The organism is Ralstonia sp. ASV6 (assembly GCF_016429285.1).
Lineage (GTDB): Bacteria > Pseudomonadota > Gammaproteobacteria > Burkholderiales > Burkholderiaceae > Ralstonia > Ralstonia flaminis.
The window spans coordinates 1-21,202 of the sequence record NZ_JAELUI010000075.1 but is presented as its reverse complement, the minus strand read 5'-3'; the positions used below and the strand labels follow the sequence as shown (position 1 = coordinate 21,202).

Annotated in this window: 25 protein-coding genes and 1 pseudogene; 6 read left to right on the top strand and 20 right to left on the bottom strand. The window is 59.8% G+C overall.

The features are described 5' to 3' along the window. Nucleotides 1–83 precede the first annotated feature (83 nt). Together JHD73_RS15885 and JHD73_RS15880 are read right to left on the bottom strand one after the other, a co-directional pair. Nucleotides 84–905 carry a helix-turn-helix transcriptional regulator gene (locus tag JHD73_RS15885; protein WP_316681571.1) on the bottom strand — a complete coding sequence of 274 codons (822 nt, stop codon included), beginning with the start codon at nucleotides 903–905 and terminating at the stop codon, nucleotides 84–86. 7 nt (nucleotides 906–912) lie between these two features. After that, nucleotides 913–1,557, bottom strand: coding sequence for a TetR/AcrR family transcriptional regulator (locus tag JHD73_RS15880; RefSeq protein WP_199031231.1), 645 nt, complete (start codon nucleotides 1,555–1,557; stop codon nucleotides 913–915). Between the two features lie 105 nt (nucleotides 1,558–1,662). Here JHD73_RS15880 and JHD73_RS15875 point away from each other — a divergent pair, with 105 nt between their 5' ends. Next, entirely contained in the window at nucleotides 1,663–3,060 is a 1,398-nt protein-coding gene (locus JHD73_RS15875; RefSeq protein ID WP_199031230.1) for a DUF1254 domain-containing protein, read from the top strand. 320 nt (nucleotides 3,061–3,380) lie between these two features. Here JHD73_RS15875 and JHD73_RS15870 read toward each other — a convergent pair whose 3' ends face one another. Further along, nucleotides 3,381–3,596, bottom strand: a complete 216-nt coding sequence (locus JHD73_RS15870; RefSeq protein WP_199031229.1) for a hypothetical protein — start codon at nucleotides 3,594–3,596, stop codon at nucleotides 3,381–3,383. Nucleotides 3,597–3,913: 317 nt separating this feature from the next. Between JHD73_RS15870 and JHD73_RS15865 the strand changes: the two genes are divergently transcribed. Then, entirely contained in the window at nucleotides 3,914–4,198 is a 285-nt protein-coding gene (locus tag JHD73_RS15865) for a hypothetical protein (protein ID WP_199031228.1), read from the top strand. A gap of 105 nt (nucleotides 4,199–4,303) precedes the next feature. After that, nucleotides 4,304–5,164: a transglutaminase family protein gene (locus tag JHD73_RS15860; protein WP_199031227.1), complete on the top strand. Its 861-nt coding sequence runs from the start codon at nucleotides 4,304–4,306 to the stop codon at nucleotides 5,162–5,164. Nucleotides 5,165–5,181: 17 nt separating this feature from the next. Here JHD73_RS15860 and JHD73_RS15855 read toward each other — a convergent pair whose 3' ends face one another. Further along, nucleotides 5,182–5,442 carry a hypothetical protein gene (locus JHD73_RS15855; RefSeq protein WP_199031226.1) on the bottom strand — a complete coding sequence of 87 codons (261 nt, stop codon included), beginning with the start codon at nucleotides 5,440–5,442 and terminating at the stop codon, nucleotides 5,182–5,184. Nucleotides 5,443–6,000: 558 nt separating this feature from the next. On the opposite strand from JHD73_RS15855, the gene JHD73_RS29755 reads away from it, so the two are divergent. Beyond that, nucleotides 6,001–6,216, top strand: coding sequence for a glycine zipper 2TM domain-containing protein (locus tag JHD73_RS29755; protein WP_368735544.1), 216 nt, complete (start codon nucleotides 6,001–6,003; stop codon nucleotides 6,214–6,216). A gap of 75 nt (nucleotides 6,217–6,291) precedes the next feature. Here the strand turns inward: JHD73_RS29755 and JHD73_RS15845 are convergent, their stop codons facing one another. The 4 genes from JHD73_RS15845 to JHD73_RS15830 all read right to left on the bottom strand — a co-directional run bounded on the left by JHD73_RS15845 (nucleotide 6,292) and on the right by JHD73_RS15830 (nucleotide 8,864). After that, complete coding sequence (locus JHD73_RS15845; protein ID WP_233177004.1) at nucleotides 6,292–7,113, bottom strand: slipin family protein; 822 nt, start codon at nucleotides 7,111–7,113, stop codon at nucleotides 6,292–6,294. Between the two features lie 150 nt (nucleotides 7,114–7,263). Next, nucleotides 7,264–7,521: a hypothetical protein gene (locus tag JHD73_RS15840; RefSeq protein ID WP_199031223.1), complete on the bottom strand. Its 258-nt coding sequence runs from the start codon at nucleotides 7,519–7,521 to the stop codon at nucleotides 7,264–7,266. Nucleotides 7,522–7,594: 73 nt separating this feature from the next. Continuing rightward, complete coding sequence (locus JHD73_RS15835) at nucleotides 7,595–7,753, bottom strand: DUF3309 family protein (protein WP_199031222.1); 159 nt, start codon at nucleotides 7,751–7,753, stop codon at nucleotides 7,595–7,597. Nucleotides 7,754–8,273: 520 nt separating this feature from the next. Then, on the bottom strand, nucleotides 8,274–8,864 hold the full coding sequence (locus tag JHD73_RS15830) for a YSC84-related protein (protein ID WP_199031221.1): 591 nt from the start codon (nucleotides 8,862–8,864) through the stop codon (nucleotides 8,274–8,276). 374 nt (nucleotides 8,865–9,238) lie between these two features. On the opposite strand from JHD73_RS15830, the gene JHD73_RS15825 reads away from it, so the two are divergent. Beyond that, nucleotides 9,239–9,421 carry a CsbD family protein gene (locus JHD73_RS15825; protein WP_199031220.1) on the top strand — a complete coding sequence of 61 codons (183 nt, stop codon included), beginning with the start codon at nucleotides 9,239–9,241 and terminating at the stop codon, nucleotides 9,419–9,421. A 66-nt stretch (nucleotides 9,422–9,487) separates the two neighbouring features. On the opposite strand, the gene JHD73_RS15820 is transcribed toward JHD73_RS15825, so the two are convergent. The 10 genes from JHD73_RS15820 to JHD73_RS15775 all read right to left on the bottom strand — a co-directional run bounded on the left by JHD73_RS15820 (nucleotide 9,488) and on the right by JHD73_RS15775 (nucleotide 18,083). Beyond that, entirely contained in the window at nucleotides 9,488–10,207 is a 720-nt protein-coding gene (locus JHD73_RS15820) for a Crp/Fnr family transcriptional regulator (protein WP_199031219.1), read from the bottom strand. 82 nt (nucleotides 10,208–10,289) lie between these two features. Beyond that, a complete protein-coding gene (locus tag JHD73_RS15815) occupies nucleotides 10,290–11,342 on the bottom strand; it encodes an AI-2E family transporter (protein WP_199031218.1) in 1,053 nt (350 codons plus the stop codon). A 45-nt stretch (nucleotides 11,343–11,387) separates the two neighbouring features. Beyond that, complete coding sequence (locus JHD73_RS15810; RefSeq protein WP_199031217.1) at nucleotides 11,388–11,909, bottom strand: hypothetical protein; 522 nt, start codon at nucleotides 11,907–11,909, stop codon at nucleotides 11,388–11,390. Between the two features lie 489 nt (nucleotides 11,910–12,398). Then, the gene (locus JHD73_RS15805; protein ID WP_199031216.1) at nucleotides 12,399–13,019 is read right to left on the bottom strand and encodes a cytochrome c; all 621 of its coding nucleotides are present in this window, start codon (nucleotides 13,017–13,019) and stop codon (nucleotides 12,399–12,401) included. A gap of 38 nt (nucleotides 13,020–13,057) precedes the next feature. Then, nucleotides 13,058–14,398 carry a cytochrome C gene (locus JHD73_RS15800; RefSeq protein ID WP_199031215.1) on the bottom strand — a complete coding sequence of 447 codons (1,341 nt, stop codon included), beginning with the start codon at nucleotides 14,396–14,398 and terminating at the stop codon, nucleotides 13,058–13,060. Nucleotides 14,399–15,703: 1,305 nt separating this feature from the next. After that, nucleotides 15,704–15,976, bottom strand: coding sequence for a methyl-accepting chemotaxis protein (locus JHD73_RS29140; protein WP_368735543.1), 273 nt, complete (start codon nucleotides 15,974–15,976; stop codon nucleotides 15,704–15,706). A gap of 33 nt (nucleotides 15,977–16,009) precedes the next feature. Then, entirely contained in the window at nucleotides 16,010–16,603 is a 594-nt protein-coding gene (locus JHD73_RS15790) for an NAD(P)H-dependent oxidoreductase (RefSeq protein WP_199031214.1), read from the bottom strand. 72 nt (nucleotides 16,604–16,675) lie between these two features. Continuing rightward, entirely contained in the window at nucleotides 16,676–17,536 is an 861-nt protein-coding gene (locus JHD73_RS15785; protein ID WP_199031213.1) for a class I SAM-dependent methyltransferase, read from the bottom strand. A gap of 33 nt (nucleotides 17,537–17,569) precedes the next feature. Continuing rightward, on the bottom strand, nucleotides 17,570–17,923 hold the full coding sequence (locus JHD73_RS15780) for a glyoxalase/bleomycin resistance/extradiol dioxygenase family protein (protein WP_199031212.1): 354 nt from the start codon (nucleotides 17,921–17,923) through the stop codon (nucleotides 17,570–17,572). Beyond that, nucleotides 17,889–18,083, bottom strand: coding sequence for a ribbon-helix-helix protein, CopG family (locus JHD73_RS15775; protein WP_199031211.1), 195 nt, complete (start codon nucleotides 18,081–18,083; stop codon nucleotides 17,889–17,891). The genes JHD73_RS15780 and JHD73_RS15775 overlap by 35 nt, the downstream gene beginning before the upstream one ends. Nucleotides 18,084–18,179: 96 nt before the next feature. On the opposite strand from JHD73_RS15775, the gene JHD73_RS15770 reads away from it, so the two are divergent. After that, a complete protein-coding gene (locus JHD73_RS15770) occupies nucleotides 18,180–19,361 on the top strand; it encodes an MFS transporter (RefSeq protein ID WP_199031210.1) in 1,182 nt (393 codons plus the stop codon). Between the two features lie 972 nt (nucleotides 19,362–20,333). On the opposite strand, the pseudogene JHD73_RS15765 reads toward JHD73_RS15770, so the two are convergent. Next, nucleotides 20,334–20,785: pseudogene (locus JHD73_RS15765) on the bottom strand (integrase core domain-containing protein); the annotation flags it as partial. Nucleotides 20,786–21,105: 320 nt separating this feature from the next. After that, nucleotides 21,106–21,202 (bottom strand): IS3 family transposase (locus JHD73_RS15760; RefSeq protein ID WP_199029503.1); only part of this gene is annotated, 97 nt, incomplete at its 5' end.

The window sequence follows — 21,202 nt, the reverse complement described above, 5'->3', positions numbered from 1 at the left end:
CTCATTCGTTTTGCTGCACGGATTGTGCTGGGCAACACGATAGGCGGCGCACCTCAGCGGCGCATCTGCGTGGCGGACGTTTCCTACGCCGAATCGGACAACGTGGCGTACGCGCTGGGCGGCACACCGATAAAGCGCCTGAACAGGGCCGAGAACGCCCCCACGGTCTCATAGCCCAGCTCGGCCGAAACTGCCGTGACCGGCATGCCAGCGGCCAGCAGGGGCAGTGCCGCACAGATGCGGGCCTGCTGCCGCCAATGCACAAAGGACAACCCGGTCTGCGCGATGAACAGGCGCGACAGCGTGCGGCTCGACGCGCCCGCCTCGGCGGCCCAATCTTCCAGCGTGCGCGGGTCTGATGGGTTGGCAAGGATGGCGTCACAGATGCGGGTCAGGCGACGGTCCGACCCCGATGGCAGCGGTAGGGGCGGGTCTGGCGACCACTCGATTTCTGCCAGCATCAGCTCGGTCATCAGCGCCTCGCGGCGCGCCGGCGTATGCCCGACAGGCAACGCCGCCACGCGCACGAGCAACTCGCGCAGCAGTGGCGACACATTGACCATGCGCGGCACCGGCGGTGCGCCCTGCCCGCAAGCCTCGGGGCTGACGTACGCCGTGCGCATCTCGACGTCGCCACAGGCGCGCATGGCGTGCGGTATGCCCTGCGGAACCCAGAGCGCTTTCTGGGGCGGAATGCGCCAGAGCGCGTGGTTGGCCGTGACTTCCACCACACCGCTCGTCGCGAAGATCAACTGCGCGCGTGCGTGCGCGTGTGCCGCCACCACGAAACCGTTGGGGAACCGCTTGGGCATCACTGCCGCCAGGCCCGGCGTGCTCTGGTAGTCCAGCGGGTTCAAGCTCTTGGTATCCAGCACCGGGCCGTGCAGTTGGCGGGGCCGGTGCACGCTGTCATCAGGTTTTAGCGGAGGCGGCATGTACTTGGTGATTGTTGCCGCACGCGTGCAGGAACCCCTGGATCAACGCGAGCAGGCTGTCTTCGAAGGCCGCGCTGGCGAGCCATTGTTCGTTGTGCGATAGCGCGCTGCCGATGGCACCCATCACCGAGCGTGTGAGCACGAAGGCCTCGATAGGCGAGAGCGTCACGCGCCTCCCGTCGGTGTCTCGCAGCGGAGCCGAAGTCAGAAATGTTGAAACGTGTCCAGGCGTGATCAGCGGGTTGTGTCCGCGCGCGATGGCCTGTTCCAGCACGATGCGGCGTACCTGGTGCCGCCCGCCGAATCCGCTGAGCAAGGTGCGGATGATTTGCCGCAGACGTGCCTCCGGCGACTGGGCATCCGGTGCCGTCAGGACCGCCAGCAATTCGGTCGTCAGGTAGTCACTTTCGCGCTGGGCCAACTCGTCCACCACCTGCTGCTTGTTGCTGAAGTATTGGTAGAGCGTGCCAATGCTGATGCCGGCCACCTCGGCAATGCGGTTGGTCGTGAGCGCCTCCAACCCTTCCTTGTCGAGGATCTCGATTGTCGCTTCCAAGATGAGTTCGACCTTCTCGCGCGAGCGCACCTGGCACGGCTGGCGTCGCACAAGTGATTGATCCATCTTGGTTTTTGTCTTCGGCGGCGCGGCCATGGAACGCGAGTGGCAGGATATGAGCAAGGCTCATATTATGGGCGAGGTATCTACAAAAATACGAGGAGGAGATCGATGTTGCCCAGCCGACGAAGCCCTGCGTTGACCACGCGTTTGCTTGCGTTCACCGCCGCGTGCCTGTGCACGCATGTGGCGGTCGCAGCCGCTCAGGATTGGAGCCCGACCGATGCGGCGCCGTCGCAGCAGGTCACGCTGCATCAGGCGTTCGACTACGCATTTCCGCTGGTTGCGATGGGGCGCCTGCGTGCCGGCATGTTGGGCGCAGACGCCAAGCCCGGCCGCTCGCAGCTCAACACTTGGCTGCACCAGCACAAGCTGTCCGGCCCGGATGACCGCTGGGTGACCACACCCAACAGTGACACGGCGTATTCCACGCTGTGGTTGGACCTGCGGCAAGGGCCGGTGGCGCTGTCGATTCCGGACATGGCCGGCCGCTACTACTCGCTGGCCTTCCTCGACATGGCGACGAACAATTTCGAGATACTCGGTCGGCGCGCCAACGGCACACGTGGCGGCACCTTCGTCGTGGTCGGACCAGATACAACACAGCCGCTGCCGCCCAATACGCAGGTGATTCGCGCGCCAACCAACGACGTGCTCGTGCTTGCGCGCATTCTCGTCAATGGCGATGCCGACATGCCCGCCGTGATCGCCTTGCAAGACCAGTTCAAGGTGCAGCCGTTGGGTGCCAGCAAGACGCCGCCCCTGTGGCAGGCGCCGCCGCCGGTCGAGCAGAGCCCGCAAGCCTTTGTCGACATGGCCAACCTGATGCTGGCGCGCAACCCCGCGCCGCGCTATGAAGATGCGCTGATCCAGCGTCTGGCGTCGGTCGGCGTTTGCGGCGCGGCTTGCCGGTGGGATGCGTTGTCGCCGGAGATCAAAACGCTGTGGGCGCAGCAGTTGCCGGCCATGCTGGCCTCCCTCAAGGGCGGGCTGTCCGCCGCTGGGCCCAAGAGTGACGGCTGGTCGTATTCAAAGGACAACCTGGGCGATTTCGGCACCGACTATGCGTACCGCGCGCAAGTCGCCCTGGGCGGCCTGCTGGCGCTCAAGACCGTTGAGGCCATGTATCCGATCAGCTTTGTTGACCAACAGAAGCAGCGGCTTTCCGGTGCGCATCGGTATCGCCTGCACTTGCCGAAGGGTGCGCTGCCAGTCAACGCGTTCTGGTCGCTGTCGATGTACGAAGTGGAATCGGACGGCAAGCTGTTCTTCACGTCCAACCCCATCGGACGTTACGCCGTTGGCGACCGCACCGCCGGCCTCAAGACCGGCAGCGATGGCGCAATCGATATCGTGATCCAGCGCGACGCGCCGGCCGATCCGGCCCAACGGGCCAACTGGTTGCCGACCCCGGCCGGTGACTTCGCCCTGGTGCTGCGCGCATATGAGCCCAAGGCCGAGCTGCGTGATGGCCGGGTGCGCGTGCCCGCCATCGAGCGATTGGACTGAGCAAGCAGCGTTTCGCACCGCCGGCTCTGCGCACTCGGTGTGCGTGCCGGTGGGCGTGCATATGCGCTGCCGTCAATGGCGTGGTCGGGCAGTGCCTCTGATGGCGGTCATCATCCTGCCCGTCTCGCAGCCCGCTGCAATGGGGTCTTACACAGCCAGCCGGCTCATGATTGTCCTGGCTGGGCTGCCATGTCGATCATGAGCGTGGCCGCCATGACGATGCTCCTATTGCAGGCATCGACACGCAAACACATTGTGCGCATGTCGACGCCGACCTCTCGAAAGAGGGGGGCGTGCCTCCCTCAATGGCACTCCGTGCTTCAGCGCGCAAACTCAGCACGCTGTTGTCCCAGCAGTATCCCAGCGCTGAATGCGATGCCGGAGGAAATGAATCCTTCCGGAATGGCGGCCTCTTCCCAGCCGGTGGCACGTCCACTGCTGGGTGTGAAGCGATACTCGGAGATCCAGCGCCGGTCACTACGCTGCGTCGTGCGTATTTCAAGCGTTCCGTTTGGCAGGTCAAGCGAACTGATCATAGAGATCCTCGTAGCGGTTACCTCGGCATGCCGGAACGTGCCGGCTCACTGTTTTTGTGCTTTCAGCGTAGTTTGCTGGCGAGGACCTGTCGGCTCGGTACCGTACAGAAGTCAGTCCGTTATGGGTCTCTTCGTTCAAAGCTGTGGCACTGCCACCGCCACCGCCATGCGCGAAGACATTGGCGCATCAGACCACGCGATCCATGCGTCTGCCACCGTACCGACTCCTTTTCGGAGAACGAGGATCTTGGTTCCTGGGGCATTCGTGCGACACATACCGATTGCCGCACGGGTGCCTCTTTTCAACGGAGATCGACGTGGATGCCTATCCGACTTGCTGCTACAAGGGGTTCGATGTCTATCCCCTGATCTACCTGTTTGACCCGCCTCGGGAATGGCATGAGCGCCGTCCAGACCGGGCATATAGCGCCTCCGTGGTGATTTGCCAGGAAGGGGCATCTCCGGATCTGGCGCACTCCCGTATTTTTCATCTGAACGGTGAACCATGGGAGAGCATCGGTACGGCCAAGCGTGCCGCCATGAGGGGCGCTGAAGACATCATCGATGGCTTCGTTCCCGGTCAGTCCATGCCCCTCGCGTAATCGCCCACCCGCTCGTGGGCAGCGGTGGGACTCACTGACACTGCTTTTCACCCATCACTTGTTTTGCCAACGACCACGTGGTTCCGGGGGCTACAGGAGGGTCGTATGGTTCGCATGCGTTACTCGGTTCGCTTGGCTTATGAAGTCTGTGATCCAACTGCGGATTTCATTTTCAATGTTCACGCCGCGAAGACGTCTCGCCAGACGATCGTTGCCGAATCGCTGCATCTGATGCCGGCGATATCAGTCGTGCCACACACCGAGCCGATCTTGCTCAATCGCCGTCTGCGTGTACGGGCGCCTCGTGGCAACTTCATCTTGGCCTATGAGGCGACGGTGGATATGGACCACCTACTGACACCCGCCGAACTGCTGCACGAAGTATCCATTGCGGATTTGCCGCTCCATGTCATCCCATTCCTGACCCCTAGCCGCTACTGCGAGTCGGACCGGCTCATGGAGTTTGCGCAGCAGGAATTCGGCGGCTGCCACCGCGGCTATCCGCTGGTTATCCGGATTCGAGACTGGGTCTATCGCCACGTACGGTTCGTGCCGCAATCGACAAGCGAGCGAACGTCTGCGGTTGGCACACTCGTAGAGCGAAAGGGCGTGTGCCGCGACTATGCGCACCTGATGATTGCGTTGTGCCGCGCGTTGAGCATACCGGCGCGCTTCGCAACCAGTCTCGACTATGGCGCTGATCCATCGCTGGGCTTGCCCGACTTCCACGCCTTCGTGGAGGTTTTTCTTGGAAACCAATGGTATCTGGTCGACCCGTCGCAAGCAGCGGTGCCCATGGGACTCTTGCGAATCGGCACCGGACGCGATGCGGCAGATGTGCCCATTGCCCTGGTGTTTGGCAACGTCAAACTGTCGCGGCCGGTCGTGGAAGTTCAGGCCCTGGCAAGCGTGGATCTGAAAACCAGCATGCCAATCGACACGGCTCAAGGAATCAGTACGTGGTGAGATGCCGAAGTTTCGACCTATCCCTCGTCCTTCATAGAAGGCTCTTCTTGGGGGCCGAGAATCACGTCTACCGCAGCGCGGCCGGCCAATTCGCCAATCAGGTGCGCCCAGCGTCGAGAGAAAGGGCCGCCATGGACCTTGATGCGCTTGCCTATCGCTGCGACGCCAGACGGCTTCATGGGGCCGTCGATGCTGAACCACAGATCGAACATGTCCTTGTGAGTCCCGATCAACTGCAAATGAATTTCGAAGCCACGGTACTCGATTGTGCGTGGCATGCTGCGCCTCCATTTTTCTGCCGCCTCTGCAAGCGTAGTGCATCGAACCGGGAACGATAGCCGCTATTGATGATTGCAATGGCCGTGCGTGTCTTATGCGGCGAGCCAGAGTGGGTTCCTTTTGCCGGCTCCAGAAGACGTTGAGGACTGCGCACATCCTTAGTTGATATGCGATGGCACCAAGGCTGGTACAGAACCTTGGCATATCCCGTGGCGCGCTTGGAGCGGTGTGCCATCCCTGGTCGGCACCGCCTGCTTTAGCGTGCAGGGTCGGTGCATTGGTGCCGCCAGTAGTATCCCCGCGCCGCATGCCTGGCCAACATGCGAAGACAATCCAGCATCAAGCCGCGCGATGAATGCGTCTGCCGCCGTACCGACACCTTTGCTGTGAACGAGGATCTTGGTGCTTGGGGCATTCGCGCGACACATACCGATTGCCGCAAGGGTGACCTGATGGGCTATACACCACGTTCGTGGCCTGTATAGAAAATTCAAGTCTCGCTTCAGCGCTCTCTGCAACAAAACGCTTGGGGTGCGATCGAGACGGAGGTGCACAAAATGCGTAACGATCGAATGGCAGGACTGTGCGGTGCGATGTTGTTGATCGCGACGCTTGCGACTGGGTGTGCCGGGATGTCTCGACGCGGCGCGGATACAGCAATCGGTGCTGGCGTTGGCGGTGTAGCCGGCGCAGTGCTGACAGGCGGGAGTGCCGTGGGGACAGTGGGCGGTGCCGTCGTCGGCGGGGTGGTGGGCAACCAGGTCGGAAGATAGCCTGGGCATGACCATGGAACTATGGAAATGAAACACGGCATTCCCACATCTGCGGGAATGCCGTGTTCCGTATCGCTACGCCGCCGCTACCGCTGTCTTGAGCGGAAGAACCGCGCTCGTTGGCTCTGTGCTACTGGAGACCCCGAATGCAACCGCAACAGGATTCATGCTGTCGACCATCGACGTTGGCATCAGGATCGTAGCGCCACGTTCCTTCGTGGTCTCGTAGATGATGTTCATGGCGCGCAACTGCAGCGCCTGTGGATGCCCTTCGTACATGCCCGCAGCTTCGACAAACTTGGCCGCGATGGCCGCCTCTGCCGAGCCCAGGATGACGCGGGCTTGCTTCTCACGCTCCGCCTGCGCTTGCCTGGACATCGCGTCCTGGAGTGCGACGGGGATGGCCACGTCGCGCACCTCCACCGACGATACGGTTACGCCCCATGCTGCGGTCTTCTCGCCGATCTCAGCGCGCAACTGCTCATCTGCCGCCTTACGATCGGACAGCAGCGCCGACAGCATCGAGGCACCGATCATTTCACGCAACGAAGTCTGCGCGACGCGGTCGATCGCCTGGCGATAGTCGGTAATGGCCAATGCGGCTTTCTGCGCGTCGTGGACGTGCCAGAAGATGATCGCGTCAACGTTGACGGGCACGGTGTCTTTGGTCAATGCCTGCTCCGCATTGAATCCGGTGGTCTGGATGCGTTCGTCAATGACCGCCGTCACGCTGTCGACAATCGGCAGGATCATGAACAGCCCGGGCCCCTTGACGCTTTGCAGCTTGCCCGCCCGCAGGATGACGAACTTCTGCCATGCATTGGCCATCTTGAGCGTTGCCGCGAGCAGGATGGCGGCGATGGCAAACAGCGGCGCCAATAGAACGGAGACGAACATACCCGTGACAGCACCCAGGAACAGGAGCAGGACAACGAGGAATGCGGTGATGGGATTCATAGGGGACCTCGCAAGCGAGTGAAGCTGCAACCGATGGCCCAAAGATCACGCACTTTGGGGCCGGGGATTCGAGATACCGGAGCCCCCTGACTATCCGAAGACGCGTGACCGGATATCGTCCTCAAAATCAATGACCCATTCCGGGCCCAGCGCCCCGTTGTATTCACGGACAGTCTTGCCCATCCGTACGGTGACGCTGCGGTCGAGCGCCTCGGCTGGTGCAGTGCTCGAAAAATGCTCAACAGAGGACACGTCGAAGCCATCGGGCGCCAGGCCGTTCCGCAAACAGACGTCACGAAACGCGTCGCGCTCCAGCTCCGGGAATTGGCGGATGGATTGATCGAGCATCACGTTCTCCTCATTCTTGCGATATGCCGTCGCCTGTGTCGCCGGCTCCTTGGCGCGTATCGAAGCACAAACTTCAGAGTCGCCCCATGAGCAACAGCACGAGAACGATGAGCAGACCCAAGCCGATCGCCCCGCTGGGCGCGTAGCCCCAACCATTGCTGTAGGACCACCTTGGGAACGCCCCAACCAGCAAAACGGCCAAGACGATTAGCAGTAGGATTCCGAGAGACATGATGTCCTCCTCGTTGAGTAGATTCCCCCCACCCGTGTGCCCAACGCTGGGCGAAAAGCGCTCCACGGTTGTTTCATCATGAGGTTGGCGCGCGCCGCTTCTTCAGGGCTCGTCGAGGGGCTGGGCGCGCCTCATCTTTTTGAAGGATAGATGGGAACGGGTTTGAGAACGGTCCGGTAGCGTACGCGCTGGCGGATAAGATTGCGCACCTTGTGCCATCGAGAAACATCGATCGACCGGTCGCCAGCCGGTGCATTGAATACCGGCTCTCCTAGTGGTGCTCATGATCTCGGGAATCCTCGCGGTCACCCCCGTATCCGCCATGTTGGCCATTTTCATAGCCGCCCTGGCGAGCGTCGTGGTAGCCGCCATCAGGAACCCACAGACAACCGGCCAACGCGGCGATCCATATCCCCATGACCGTATAGATAACTGCGCGCATGATGTCCTCCTGACAACGTGGTCCTATAACGAGGCGGTGGCACAAGCTGCATAGGCGGCCGGTGGCATCACTCCTGCGCTACAGCGATTTGAGTTTCGAGATCTTCGTGCCCTCGAGCGTCACGCCTGCCATCAGCCCGCTGTTGGTGAGCACGAAGGCCTGGACGGGCCCGGTTGCTGTGGAGCTATCAATGTTGCCGTTTGCACCCACCTTCAGCACGGCAACTGACGCATCACCGCCCACGGACCAACCCTCGCTGCTGCGAAATCGGTCAAGCGAATCCTGTGTCATGAAGAGGAAGATGATGGCTTTCGATTGCGCGCCGATCTGCCATCCAATCGAAGCCGTTGTTGTGCTGTAGTAGCCGGTCGTGCTGCCGCCGGCACGCAGCGATCCTTCACCGTACTGGCCACCGATGCCAAAACCAGCGGCAATGACTGATGGGAACACCAGTACGCCCCGGGCTTTGCCAACCAGTTCACGTGAGCCATTGGCAGCGGTGTAAAGACGCGCAAGCGTTGAGTCGACGGCCGTATCGATGGTGTGTCGCTTGTCGGGTTGGTGTGCGGCTGCTTCCGACGTTCCGGTCGTCGTACAGCCGGGAGTCATGAGACCGATTGCCGTAGCGACGGCCATCGTTGTCACTGCTGCCAAACGTTCTTTTCGCATCTCTGCCTCCACCGTGTCTCAGGTTATGTTCAGCGTATGCCACGGCGGAGGTGGTGACGGTACGACAGCGTACCGAGAGGCACGACGCGAGCAGAATTTGTGAGGGCGCGTAGTGCGTGATACGCAGCGGTTTTTCTCCAACGCGGCAGGCGATGCGCTGCAACGGAGCAGGTGATCACGGCAACATGCTGCCATCGTCCGCTTCCGTACAGACGGCACTGCGACGCAGGAGAAGAATGATGATTCGTTGGACGGGGGCTTTATTTGCGCCGGTCACGTGGGAGTTCGGGGCGCAACCCCGCCACACGGTGCACGGTTAAGACACGGCGTACCCGGCGACCAACGCGGGTGTTGAATTTGCAAGGAGCATTGCCATGAACAAGGATCAAGTGAAGGGCCGCCTTGAAGATGCGAAGGGAAAGGTGACGGAAGCCGTCGGCAAGGTCACCGGAAAAGACGCGACCGCAGCGAAGGGAAAGGTCGAGCAGATTGCAGGAAAAGCGAGAGCCGCATACGGCGACGCACAGGAAGCTCTCAAGAAGCAACATAAGCCCTGAGCGGGCAGTGCGGTCCATACCGATACGCCGATCACCCCTGAAGGTGACGGACAGACGGACCGGCGATCAGAGCGCCTGAAGGTCTGGAAGCAGACGGTCAAACTCCCGCTTGACCACGTCGTAGCATTCACAGACGCGGCCTTCTAGGCCCGGACGGTCCAGCACTTCGATATTGCCGTGGCTATAGCGGATCAATCCAGCATTCTGCAGCTTGAGCGCCGCCTCGGTGACGCCGGACCTGCGCACACCCAGCATGTTGGCGATCAGTTCCTGCGTCATGCGCAGCTGGTTGGAGGGCAGGCGGTCCAGGCTCAGCAGCAGCCAACGGCACAACTGCTGATCGATCGAGTGGTGGCGATTGCAGACGGCCGTTTGCGCCATTTGCGTAATGAGTGCCTGGGTGTAGCGCAACAACAGGCGCTGCATGGCGCCAGCGCGGCCAAACTCCTGTTTGAGAAGGCGGGAGCTCAGGCGGTATGCCGTTCCCGCGCTTTGGACCACGGCGCGGCTGGGCGTGGTTTCGCCGCCCATGAAGATGGCAATGCCGACCAGCCCCTCGTTCCCGACAATCGCGATCTCTCCTGACGAGCCGTTCTCCATCACATAGAGCAGGGACACGATGGCCGTGATGGGAAAGTAGACGTACTCGGGTCGGTCGCCCGACTCGTAGACAACGTGCCCCAGCGGCATGTCGACCAGGACAAGCTCTGAGGCGATTCTCGACCACTCATCAGGAGGAAGTACTGACAGCAGATGGTTCAGCTTCGGATTCGGTTGCGCCACCATGGCAGCCTCCTTTCGATTCGCCGTGGGTTCGTATCCCAGCCATCAATGACTGTCGGGTGACAGAGGTGACGGCTGCCGTGGGTCAGCGCACCTCGTTGCCTAGGCTGTGCGCAGCCCACGCTCGTGACAACACAATTTTAAGTGCGGCGATCACGGGCACGGACAAAAAAATGCCAGCCACCCCACCGAGCTGTTCCCCTGCAAGCAGCCCCACAATGACGAGGAGTGGACTGACCTTCACTCCTTCGCTCATCAGATACGGGTTCAGCACGTAATCTTGGAAGAGGCGGTACGCGACGATGAATCCAATCAGCCAGAGCAAGTGCGGATACCCGCTGAAGCCGGCAACCGTGATGGTTGCCACCACCGCAGCCAACGGCCCAGCGAATGGAATGAACTCCAGCACCGCGGCCGTGGTTGCCAGCAACAGCGCATAGGGCACACCCAGAGCGTAGAACGCGATGCTGTAGAAAATCAGTGTGGACAGCGACAACAGCAAAAGTGCCCGGACATAGCGGGACAGGAGCGTGTCCAGATCCTCAATAATGCCCGCCCACATGCGCTTGTCGGAAGACCGTATCCACGAGAGCAGCGCGGCATGAATCGACGGTGCTTCGTTGATCATCAGAAAGCTCATGATTGGGATGAGCACGAGATAGACGAGATTGCTTGCCGCGTGCATCACACCCAATCCAACGTTGCGAACCAGCGGCATGGCCTGGTCTGAGCTTGTCGATAGTTGCTCACGTATGAACTCCAGGATGCGCGCGCGCAATGGCTCCAGAAAGCTCGGCAGCGAAAGACGATCCGCCATGGTGGCGGTATCAAGCAACTTTGGGAGTTGATCGGCGAGCCTGCCCGCTTCTTCCTGAACCGTTACACCAAACACCGAGCCTGCGACAATCGCCACGACGATCACCAGAATGAAGACGATGCCGATCGATACGCCACGTGGAACCTTGCGCGGCATGCGCCGTTCGAGTTGCTCGACGAGCGGGTACAGCAAGTAGCTGAAGAACACCGCGAATATCGTGACCAACAGCACGGACGCAATCTTGTAGACGATCAATACGGCCAGCGCGAATAGGAAAACTGTCCAGGCAATTTTGCCGGCGCGTGGATCAAATCCGAGCATGACGATTCCTCCCTGTCGGGGCTGTAGAAAAGCGAGCCCTGATCGTTAGATTTTGCTCACGTGCGTCGCGATGCTTGCACTGATCTTGCTGATCGCCGCGTGAACCTTCGTTAGCGTGTCAAAGAACTCGCTGAAATGCGCGGCGTCCATACGATGATGCGTTGCGATTGCATTGGCCAGTTGTTCTCTAAGCTGACGGATGTTGGCAAGCAATGCGATGACATCGCGCACCAGTTCGGGGGTACTGAGGTTGTGCAGCTGAATTGCGGCAATCGCTGCTTCAATCTCATCAACTGCGCGAATATCGAATGACTTTTCTCCTGTGGCAATTGCACTTACGGCTTGCTTATCCGGCAGTTCGCCGATAACGCGCCGCACCAGCTCCTCTGCCGCCAAGGCAATTTCGCTGACGGCTTTCGCCAGCGTGCGCCTCTCCATTCGCCGTTCCGTGCGCTGTAGGAGCCATCCAGCAAGCCATGTTCCCGCAATCGCGACAATGATGGCGACCGCCTGTACCCACGCCGCTAACGCAGGGTGCTGTTCGATCCAATCCAGAAGGTTGCCCATGAGAAGCGTTGTCGGTTCCTGACCCCACGGCAAACGGTCGCGTTTTCACTTGAGGCCCGCGGCCAGCATCGCAACGGCATGCGAGATCCATTCTGGCGGTTGAATCTGTCGGCTTCGAGAACTTTCCTGAAATGTTGGGCCCAACCGGCATCATCGCCGAGTGGATGGTCTGTTGCCATGTGGGGCGATAGTCGGGTTGCCGTCACATCTGCTGGCCGCTGCAGTGGAGGTGGGCACGGCGGCCGGCGCATGCTGGCCGCGGCGGCGAGTCAGCCGACTACCAGCGAAGTTGATTTCAGAAAATTGCGATGATGACCGCAACGATTCGCGGCCTCGTGCTCCGCCTCAAGGAGGAAGGGGGGTACGGGACTACGGCGACAGTGGCCCCGTCACCCTTCAACGCAACAGCGGCATGGTGATGAACTGCTGAGGCTCGGTTGGTCTACGTAAGCCGTGCTCTGTAACACGATTACGAATCGTGGCTGCCTGCTATTGGGCTTGCAGAAAGGCAGCCACCGCTTTCGCCTGTTCGTCCGTCAACGTGTGCGCCACGGCACTCATCACCGGGGCGTTGGCGCGCGTGCCATTCTTGAAGACGCCGATCTGCCGCAAGAGATAAGCCTCATGCTGTCCCGCCAAGCGGGGGAACGTGTCGATGCCCTCCGCATGGGCGCCATGGCACGACGCGCATGCCGGTACCCCTTCGGCTTGCAGACCATGCTCAAAGATCTCTTTCCCTCGTGCCACTAGGGCCGGGTCGCCGGCCGGGCCAGGCGGGGCGGTTTGGCGCGCGTAGTACTCCGCCAGCGAGGTGATGGTCGCATCGTCCAATTGCGAAGCGATTCCCCACATGAACGCCTGCGCGTCGGTTTCGCCGCGTCCCTTGTCGCGGAAGCCCTTCAACTGAGCTTCCAGGTAGTGCGGTACCTGTGCGTCCAGGCGTGGAAACATCGGCGACTCGCTCTTGCCGTGCGCGCCATGACAGGACGAACACAGTTGCGCCGCCAGCTTTTCGCCGTCTGCTGCGCCAGCCGTCGCGGACCAGCCAACTGCCGCGAAGGTGACCAGGCCCGCAAGCCAAGTCCACCAGGGTTTTCGGTGTCTCTTCATCTCGCGCCTCCCCTCACTTGGTCGTGCCCGTGTGGCGGCTAGAACATGAACCAGCCAAGCAGATAGATCGTGTTGTTGTCGATCGCATTTCTGCCATTGCCGTCGTAGTTGGTGTGGGCACCGTTGAACTTGAGGTACCACGTGTACTGCAATGCCAGCTTGATCTGCGGATGCGGTAGGTAGTTGAGTTCAAAGATCACGCCTTGCGTATCGGGGCGGCCGTTGGCACTGCCTGTTACGGGCGCGGGGGCGTAGAGGCCGGGGTCTGCATTGCCTGTGGTTGAGAAGTAGGCCAGGGTGGCGCCGTACTTGCGCCGGTAGTAATACGACGCCTTGGCCTTGAACGTGTTCAGATGATCAGTCGGGTTGGCGGGCGTCGGGCCTGCGCCGATGCCGCCGCTTGGGAAGCTGGCGCGCCAGTCTTGATGTTCGTAGATCCAAGCCACCTGCGCGGTGAACGCGTGTGTCATGGTCAGGTATTGATACTGAGCGTCGAGTGCGTAGTCCTGAAAGCGGTCGGTCGGCGTGCCTGGCATCGTGTTGTCCGGATACCGTTTGGCCAGCAGTCCGAAGGTGCCGAACATGATCGAATGCGACCCCCACTCCTGGTTGTAGGCAACGCGCCAATACGGATTGGCGCCGCTCAGTCTGGCCACGCCGCCTGGGGTGGCCGTGTCTTGCCCAGCGCGGAAGATCGAGAACGCCTGGTCGGCAGTGCGGTAGGCACCGAATTCTGCATAGACATGGCGTTGCCAGAACGCATACGCGCTCGCGCCCACAACCTGCTGGGCCAGACCGCCATCGACCAGCGTACCGGCCAGCGGTGGCACGCCAATGTTGGGCGCCGCATACGGATACCCAAACGCCGGGCTGCTGTTCCAGACATCGGAGACGGTCGGGTTGTTGTTGACCGTGATGCCGTAGATGAAATCGACGTCCTCGCGCGTCAGGTGCCACGCGGCGCGGATGTCAGTGTTGTCTAGCGCGCTGTGGTGGGCGATGCCGTCGTACGTCCACTGCGCGAAGGCGCCGACCGGACCGGCGATGCGCCCGGCATAGAAGAGGCTAGCCTGCTGTGGGACAGTGTCTCCGTTGCGGACGAAATCGAAGTTGTCCTGATCAATCGTTCGCGTGTTGGTGCGCGAGATCTGCACCATGCCCGAGACCGGGATCGTGCTGTAGTTGGACAACGTGTAGCCGGTCATCTTGAAGAAACGGCCAAACGGAGTGAGCTCGGGAAAGCTGACGTGGCAGGCCATACAGGCCATACCGGTTTGTCGTGCGAAGGCGGGTACCGCGCTTGCTCCGTCTGACCACGCTATGAGGCCGGCAAGCAGCAACCAGACAAGCGCATTGAGCGCCGCAATGGGTCGTTGCATGGTGCTCCTCCGCTTTTTTTGGTTTTCACCTGCACGCTCAAACATGGAAGGCGTTTGAGTTGATGTTGTCAATCTGATGACGAAGCTGGCTGATATGGATCAAGGCGGGTGAAGCCAGATCGAGCGGCAGCGTTTTTGCAGATTGTTTCGGCTACCGTGTCTCACGTGGTGAGTTGCACGTTTGCGTCGGCGTCAAATTGCGCCAAGGTAGGAGCCCGTCGGTTTCGATGACGGTCACTGCCGGCCACATGGGCGTTGCCTGACATCGCACCTGCGCGCTTTGCGCGGCAGTTTGTCAACCGCTAACCACGCCGGACTCTCCAGCCTGACCCTCTCCAATTCTGGAGACGATGCCAGGCGGATGTCGACAGAGCGAAGGCAAGTGCAATACGGTCCGCTCTCGGCTCGTCACCAGCGAAGTTGATTGCAATGGATTGCGGCTGTGATCCCAGTCGCGCCCCGTGCAAGGTAGGGAGCCGGTGGCACAGCCCAGGTTCCCCCGCTCAACGCGACGATCGCCAGCACCAGCGCGAACAGCGTCGCACTTGATGCGAGCCCCACGGCGTCGGTTAGATACCCGGTCGCCACTGTTAGCAGACCCGCAGGTGGATCGAAGCGCGCTCCCAAATCCGGCAAGCGGGCGTAGCTTCCCCGCGTTCGCTACTGTTGTGAGCGTTCTGGCCACCGCGGTATGTACGGGCCCAAAAAGCGGTGTCCCCTGGGGGGACTCCCAACTTGGGCGGCGCGGAATGCATCCGGTCTGGGCGTTGCCGGTAGAACAGCCGCAGGCAAGGGGCCAGGCGAATCCGGGTTGCGGAGTCGCTTCGACAGCATGCAGCCGACTTCGCTATGTCGGCAGCGAAGGTCATGTCGATGTAGCGAAGAAAACTGCAAAAAATGCCAGCAATTATCTTGAAAATAGCGAAGGTGACTGCAAAAAATAGCGAATGTAGTTGCAGTGGATGACTACCTGATTGCAATCAGGTAGTCATCCAAACCGAGCGGCTCATCACAGCGCACGGTCACTCCGTCTAGTATTCACCGCAGGAGCGGCAGAGAAAATGACAAGGTTCACTGCTGAGCAGGGCTTCTGAGCGAGAGCTTCGTTGTGAAGCACACGTAGCATGGGTCACCCATCCGCTATGCGATACGAAAAACTTTGCGCTGCCTTCTCACGGCCGTTGAGCTCGTCGCTTCTGCCATCCAGCTGCCTTGGCGACAGCGTTAGATCTCTAGGCGGAACAGCGCCACGGCACGGCGCAGCTCGTCGACCTGTTCTTCCAGCGCTTGTGCTGCAGCGATAGCTTACTCAACCGGTGCAGCGCTCTGCTGCGCCACGTCGTCCATCTGCGTGACGGCTTCGTTGATCTGCTCGATGCCGCTGCTCTGCTCGGCCCAGCCGGCGCTGATCTCGCCCATGATGTTGGTCACGTGCTTCACCACCACGGCGTCTTCTCCCATCGTCTTGCCGGTATGTGCCACCAGGTTCGAAACCCAGCCCACGGGCGCGGCGGAACCTTCGATCAGCGATTTGATTTTCTTGGGCGTGCGTGCACAACAGGGACGATGATCGCCCACGGTAAGTGCATAGCAACGTAGCTTGGCTGATGCTCAGTGCCAGACGAAGAGCTTGCGTTCAATACGGGAGCAAAACGCTTGAACCTGCGCGGATGTAAGAGATTCCGCCTTGTACAGCGACAACATTTTAAACTGACATTTCGGTGCGCAAGTTCCTAGTAACGCCAGCTTCAAAATCCGTTTTACTGGCTGCCTGAGCACCAAATAATCGACCCACCATGGAGACCCTAGGGAGGTAATAGCCAGCACGTTCCTAAGCTTGTGAAGGCGCGGTTTGATGGGCCCCAGGTCACTGGCATGATCATATGCGACGCCAGGAGCCCAGACGCGATCAAACCAGCCCTTGAGCATTGCCGGAAACCCAAACCACCAGGTCGGGAAGACCATCACCAGTGCTTCGGCGGATTGCAAGCGGTCAATCCACTCCTGTATTGCAGCAGCGTCAAATGAGGGAGCGTAGTAGCTATCGCGCTCCTTCAGCGTCAGCGTTGGTGAAAATCCCGAGGCATAGAGGTCTTCGACGATCACCTCATGACCTTTTGCCGTCAATGCAGCGATGGCAGACTGGGCCAGACTTTGGCACAAGCTGTCAGTGATTGGATGCGCAACAACGACAAGGCATTTCATGACAACGGGTGATCGAATCGAGCGTCTGTTAGTCGTGAACCGGCAGGTCCGTTTCTTCGAATATTTTCCAAGTTACGTTGTCGCAACTAAAAATTCTTCCGCATTAGCTGGTGGACGAAGGCCGTCGGTTCTATTGGAAAAATAGCGCTCGGTGAGATCGCTAGCAGACACATGCCTTGCCTCTTTGATGCCAGCCTCACGAGCTAACGCCAGAATCTCGGAAGGGGTGAAGAAACTGATGAAAGGTGTTCCGCTGGCGCGTGCATTTTTGTCCGCCGTCTCCAGTCCCTTGCGCTCCTCGGGATTCGACCTTTCCAGAGGCAGCAGAAACGTCATCGCAAAGGTAGATCCAGCGGCAAGTGAAGCGATCTGACGCAGCGTAGCGGCGTTGGTGTCCTTGGTGAGATACATACTTACGCCCGTGGAGACGACGATGGCCGGCTTGGTAACATCGAATCCGGCAGTAATGAGTTCGCTCCACCAAGACACACCCATCTCGAAATCAACCGGGACAAGATGTAGCCAATCAGGGACACCGAAGCCGAGTTCGATAAGGCGCTGATACTTCCAAGCTTGGGGGCCTGGCCGATCAATCTCGAAGATCTGAAGACGGGACGCGATCTCAGGCCTTCGCTGGGCAAAGCTGTCGAGACCTGCGCCTAGAATCACATACTGAGTTACCCCTAGGTGCGCTTGTTCGACGACCAGATCATCAACGAATCGCGCGCGCGCCACGATTGAGGCGCGAAATGGCCGCGTGAACTGAGGATCCATGTCTTCGCGATCGCGCCAACTCTCACCTACGGTCGCCAACTTGAGACCGATGTCATCCTCAAAGACAAGAGGATGCGCATCCAATTGCATATGCATAGCACGCCATAGGGCAACACGAACTGCCGTGCTGTCTGGAGCATTTTCGATGCCGTTATGCATAAGGCCTCTTTCCTTCAATGGTTATATTGCGGGCTATTTAGTCACGGGTAGAGGTGCTTCGACTGCAAGGTGCCGCCCGTCCGGATCGGCGAGTAGCATTTGCAAGGCAGGCCAGTGTTGTTGTTCGAACGGTTGTACGACAGTGCTGCCGCGTGGTTGTGCGAACTGCTTTGCATCAGACACAGAAAGGCCGAGCACAACCTGAAGAGGGTGATCGTGGGGGCGTTCGGCGATAAATATATATGGGCCACCACTCGGATGACGTAAGCGACCCGAGTGATGATCGGTTTCGAACTCGAGTTCGTAGCCCAGATCCTGCCAGAAGGCAACTGAGCTCCCCCAATTGTGGGTCTCAATCAGTATTCCGTTGATGCCGCTGGTTTTCATTTTCACTCTGCTTTCTTTGCTGTTCGTTCAGATAAGCACGAAGCGCTGCAGCCACAATCGCCGACAGCGACAACTCCGCCTCGATGGCGTGATGTTTGATCTGCCTGATTAGTTCGGTCGGCAGGTACACGTTGAACTGCTTGACTTCTTCGTTGGCCATGGTACTAGTATGCTAGCATTCTAGCTGGAATGCAATTATTTCGGACGCGGCATGTTGTGCCAGCTCGGCAATAACTTTTGTTAGAAGCGAACTTCCATGATTGATGAGGAACAGCTTGGCCTAGCCCGTCGCCGCGTCATAGCGCTTACAGCAGCGTTGTTCCTTTCGTATCTCACCGTCGCCATGTCGTTGCCGGCGGTGGCGGTCCATGTCGTGCATGAGCTTCGTCTCGACAACGCCAGCGGTGGATTGGCCGTCGGAATCGCTTTCTTTTCGACAATTCTGATGCGCGGATGGGCCGGTTCCTATGTAGACCGACTCGGCGGGAAGCACTCCATGCAACGCGGCCTGCTTCTGTACGCCGCAGCCGGGCTGATCTGCCTACTGGCAAGCTGGCCGCCGCTGCCTGTCGGTGGAAGCTACACCGTACTTATCGCAGGCCGCCTTCTCCTTGGGGTCGGCGAGAGTCTGGCAAATGTGGGAATGATCAGCTGGGCCATCGGACTGATGGGGCAGGTGCGGACTGGTCGAGTCATGTCGCTTGTTGGCATAGGCATGTATGGCGCCTACGCAGCTGGCGGCCCGCTTGGAGTTATGCTGCTGAACCAACTCGGCTTCGCTTGGCTGATGGTCGCCTGCACAGTACTTCCGCTGATAGGGTTGAGTGCCATCCATTGGTTGCCGGCTGTAGCTCCCCATCACGGTCAACGGGAGTCTTTCTGGCGGATCCTCGGACGCATCTGGCGTCCGGGCATTACCCTTGGGCTTCAGGGTGTCGGATTTGCCGCTTTGGGCGCATTCTTCTCACTCTATTTCCTCAGCCGAGGTTGGCCGTATGCCGGTCTGGGGCTCACCTTATTCGGCATCGGCTTCGTTATGGTGCGGCTGCTCTGCGGTCACCTCCCGGACCGCATCGGTGGAACACCCGTCGCAGTTGTCTCACTCGTTGTGGAAGCCGGGGGGCAATATCTTCTGTGGTTGGCCCCCGACCCATATTTGGCGTTGGTCGGCGCGCTGCTAACAGGCATTGGCTGCTCAATGGTGTTCCCGGCGATGGGTACTGAGGTTGCCAAGTTGGTGCCGCCTCACATGCGCGGCACGGCATTTGGCGGATTTGCCGCTTTCCAAGACGTCGCCTATGCGGTAACGGGCCCAGTGGTCGGCCTGCTGGCCGATAAGGCGAGCTATGCTTCGGTATTCATGATCGGCGGTATTGCGGCAACACTTGCTTTAGGTGTTGCGGCATCGGCGTACAAAACCGCGCGGGTCACGACATAAGAGCGCGTTAGGTTGAATATCGATCGCGATCCTCGACGGACTGCTATTGGAATGCTCCACCGTTGATCGCGAATACCTTTGCGTCAAACAAAATTGTTGACGTGCGCGCCTTCTTGAGCCGAACGGGCAGGCCTACAAAATGAAAGCAACTGCTTGATCTGTTGCGGTATGTTCGATTCTTTGCAAGTTTCCCCAACGAATCAGTTGACCTTAAAGGCGTCGAACGATGCCGTGAACAATTTCATGACACTCCACTATCCGTCGAGTTCCCATCACCAACTGACTTTGGCATTCGAGCACCCGGATGCTTCATTCCGTCTTGCGGCTGCGCTTGATGCCGGCACGGCTCCGGATTCCGCCCAGGTTGAGCCACTGGTGAGTCGTTGCGGCATTGAGCCAGACTTCTTCGTTCGCGACATGCTCACTTGGGCGCTCACTCGGCATGCAAGAGAGCTGACAGTGCCATTGCTGCTTAACGAATTGCACTCGCCATTAGCACAAGCGCGTAGCCAAGCGCTACACACGCTCTCAAAAATTGGTGACCCCGCTACTTGGTCAGCCATTACAACCGAGCATTTGCATGACTCCGATCCTGAAGTGGCGCGAACTGCGTGGCGTACTGCAGCAGAGCTCGTGCCGCCCTTGCAACGAGCCGACCTAGCGCACGAACTTGTTCGCGCGCTAGGCCGCGGCGATAGAGACCTTAAACGGAGCCTGAGCCGAGCATTGCTCACGCTTGGAGACGCTGCCGTGGCTCCACTCGAGGACGCGGCGGCCCGACACACGGATCCAGCGGCTCGTGTGCATGCCTACGCGAGTCTCAGGCTCATCGACGACCCTGAGAGTGGATTTGTGCTTGATCCCGCCGACGCTTTGCGTGTGGACTCTCCATTTTCTTACGCAGACGAATCCGCGAGTGTTAGTCCATCGACATGATGTGAGCGGCCTCGGTTTTCAGAGAGAACGGCAACGTTAGTCTTCGGTTTCCTGTTGGCCCGACAGTTGGGTCCATGGGCCCAACTGACGGACGTATTCGGTAGATGACCTTTCGCCGAGGGCTCTGTGACGCCGACTCTCGTTGTATTCCCCTACTGCTCAATTACGTGAACCAGTGTGCGTTCAGACATTCGACGCGAAGCGTGCCGTTGAAGGACTCCACGAACGTGTTATCCGTTGGCTTGCCGGGCCGGTTAAAGGCAAGCTCGACCTTGTGATGGTAAGCCCACATGTCCATCCTGACTGGTAGATTCTGAGCCGCTATCGCACAACAGCATGCGCGGTGCCCCGCGCCTGGTACGCAGTTCGTCCAGTCCACGCACAAAGGCTGATGCACCCAACCTCCGGTCAACGTCGATGGCCAAAGCTTCGCGAGCAAAGACATCAACGGTGGTCAGCGCACGAAATCGCTGCTTTGTAGCTACGCGCCATGGTGGCCCGATATTTGCACCTCCTGTTGAACTCATGCTGGACCGCTGGGTTGCGCCAGCGGTTGCTCAGCCGCCATGTGCGCACTACATAAGTGTTTTCAACCGACCTAGACTGAAATGCGGTTGCTGCCATGGAACCCTCGCGATGGAGGGTCGACAAGTCTGGGTGGGGAAAGCAAGAATCCACGGATGAGTGATTTGTGGAGCGCTTTATGCCGGTCCGCCGGATCCCCAAGAATTACCTGTTTGTTACGGGGCGCCATGCCTCTCCACGCGCGGACGAGGTCTGGGCTGCTGCCGGTTCAGTGGACACCGACCTAAGCTTCTCGAGCTTGCTCAAACTGTATCGGACTGACGTAGCCGAGCGTCGAATGCCTGCGCGTCGGATTGTAGAAGCGCTCGATGTAGTCGAAC

Coding starts and splice junctions, on each gene's coding strand:
- JHD73_RS15880 (WP_199031231.1), bottom strand. CDS start 1,557: ATGGATCAATCACTTGTGCGACGCCAGCCGTGCCAGGTGCGCTCGCGC.
- JHD73_RS15875 (WP_199031230.1), top strand. CDS start 1,663: ATGTTGCCCAGCCGACGAAGCCCTGCGTTGACCACGCGTTTGCTTGCG.
- JHD73_RS15870 (WP_199031229.1), bottom strand. CDS start 3,596: ATGATCAGTTCGCTTGACCTGCCAAACGGAACGCTTGAAATACGCACG.
- JHD73_RS15860 (WP_199031227.1), top strand. CDS start 4,304: ATGGTTCGCATGCGTTACTCGGTTCGCTTGGCTTATGAAGTCTGTGAT.
- JHD73_RS15855 (WP_199031226.1), bottom strand. CDS start 5,442: ATGCCACGCACAATCGAGTACCGTGGCTTCGAAATTCATTTGCAGTTG.
- JHD73_RS29755 (WP_368735544.1), top strand. CDS start 6,001: ATGCGTAACGATCGAATGGCAGGACTGTGCGGTGCGATGTTGTTGATC.
- JHD73_RS15845 (WP_233177004.1), bottom strand. CDS start 7,113: ATGTTCGTCTCCGTTCTATTGGCGCCGCTGTTTGCCATCGCCGCCATC.
- JHD73_RS15840 (WP_199031223.1), bottom strand. CDS start 7,521: ATGCTCGATCAATCCATCCGCCAATTCCCGGAGCTGGAGCGCGACGCG.
- JHD73_RS15835 (WP_199031222.1), bottom strand. CDS start 7,753: ATGTCTCTCGGAATCCTACTGCTAATCGTCTTGGCCGTTTTGCTGGTT.
- JHD73_RS15830 (WP_199031221.1), bottom strand. CDS start 8,864: ATGCGAAAAGAACGTTTGGCAGCAGTGACAACGATGGCCGTCGCTACG.
- JHD73_RS15825 (WP_199031220.1), top strand. CDS start 9,239: ATGAACAAGGATCAAGTGAAGGGCCGCCTTGAAGATGCGAAGGGAAAG.
- JHD73_RS15820 (WP_199031219.1), bottom strand. CDS start 10,207: ATGGTGGCGCAACCGAATCCGAAGCTGAACCATCTGCTGTCAGTACTT.
- JHD73_RS15815 (WP_199031218.1), bottom strand. CDS start 11,342: ATGCTCGGATTTGATCCACGCGCCGGCAAAATTGCCTGGACAGTTTTC.
- JHD73_RS15810 (WP_199031217.1), bottom strand. CDS start 11,909: ATGGGCAACCTTCTGGATTGGATCGAACAGCACCCTGCGTTAGCGGCG.
- JHD73_RS15805 (WP_199031216.1), bottom strand. CDS start 13,019: ATGAAGAGACACCGAAAACCCTGGTGGACTTGGCTTGCGGGCCTGGTC.
- JHD73_RS15800 (WP_199031215.1), bottom strand. CDS start 14,398: ATGCAACGACCCATTGCGGCGCTCAATGCGCTTGTCTGGTTGCTGCTT.
- JHD73_RS15790 (WP_199031214.1), bottom strand. CDS start 16,603: ATGAAATGCCTTGTCGTTGTTGCGCATCCAATCACTGACAGCTTGTGC.
- JHD73_RS15785 (WP_199031213.1), bottom strand. CDS start 17,536: ATGCATAACGGCATCGAAAATGCTCCAGACAGCACGGCAGTTCGTGTT.
- JHD73_RS15780 (WP_199031212.1), bottom strand. CDS start 17,923: ATGAAAACCAGCGGCATCAACGGAATACTGATTGAGACCCACAATTGG.
- JHD73_RS15775 (WP_199031211.1), bottom strand. CDS start 18,083: ATGGCCAACGAAGAAGTCAAGCAGTTCAACGTGTACCTGCCGACCGAA.
- JHD73_RS15770 (WP_199031210.1), top strand. CDS start 18,180: ATGATTGATGAGGAACAGCTTGGCCTAGCCCGTCGCCGCGTCATAGCG.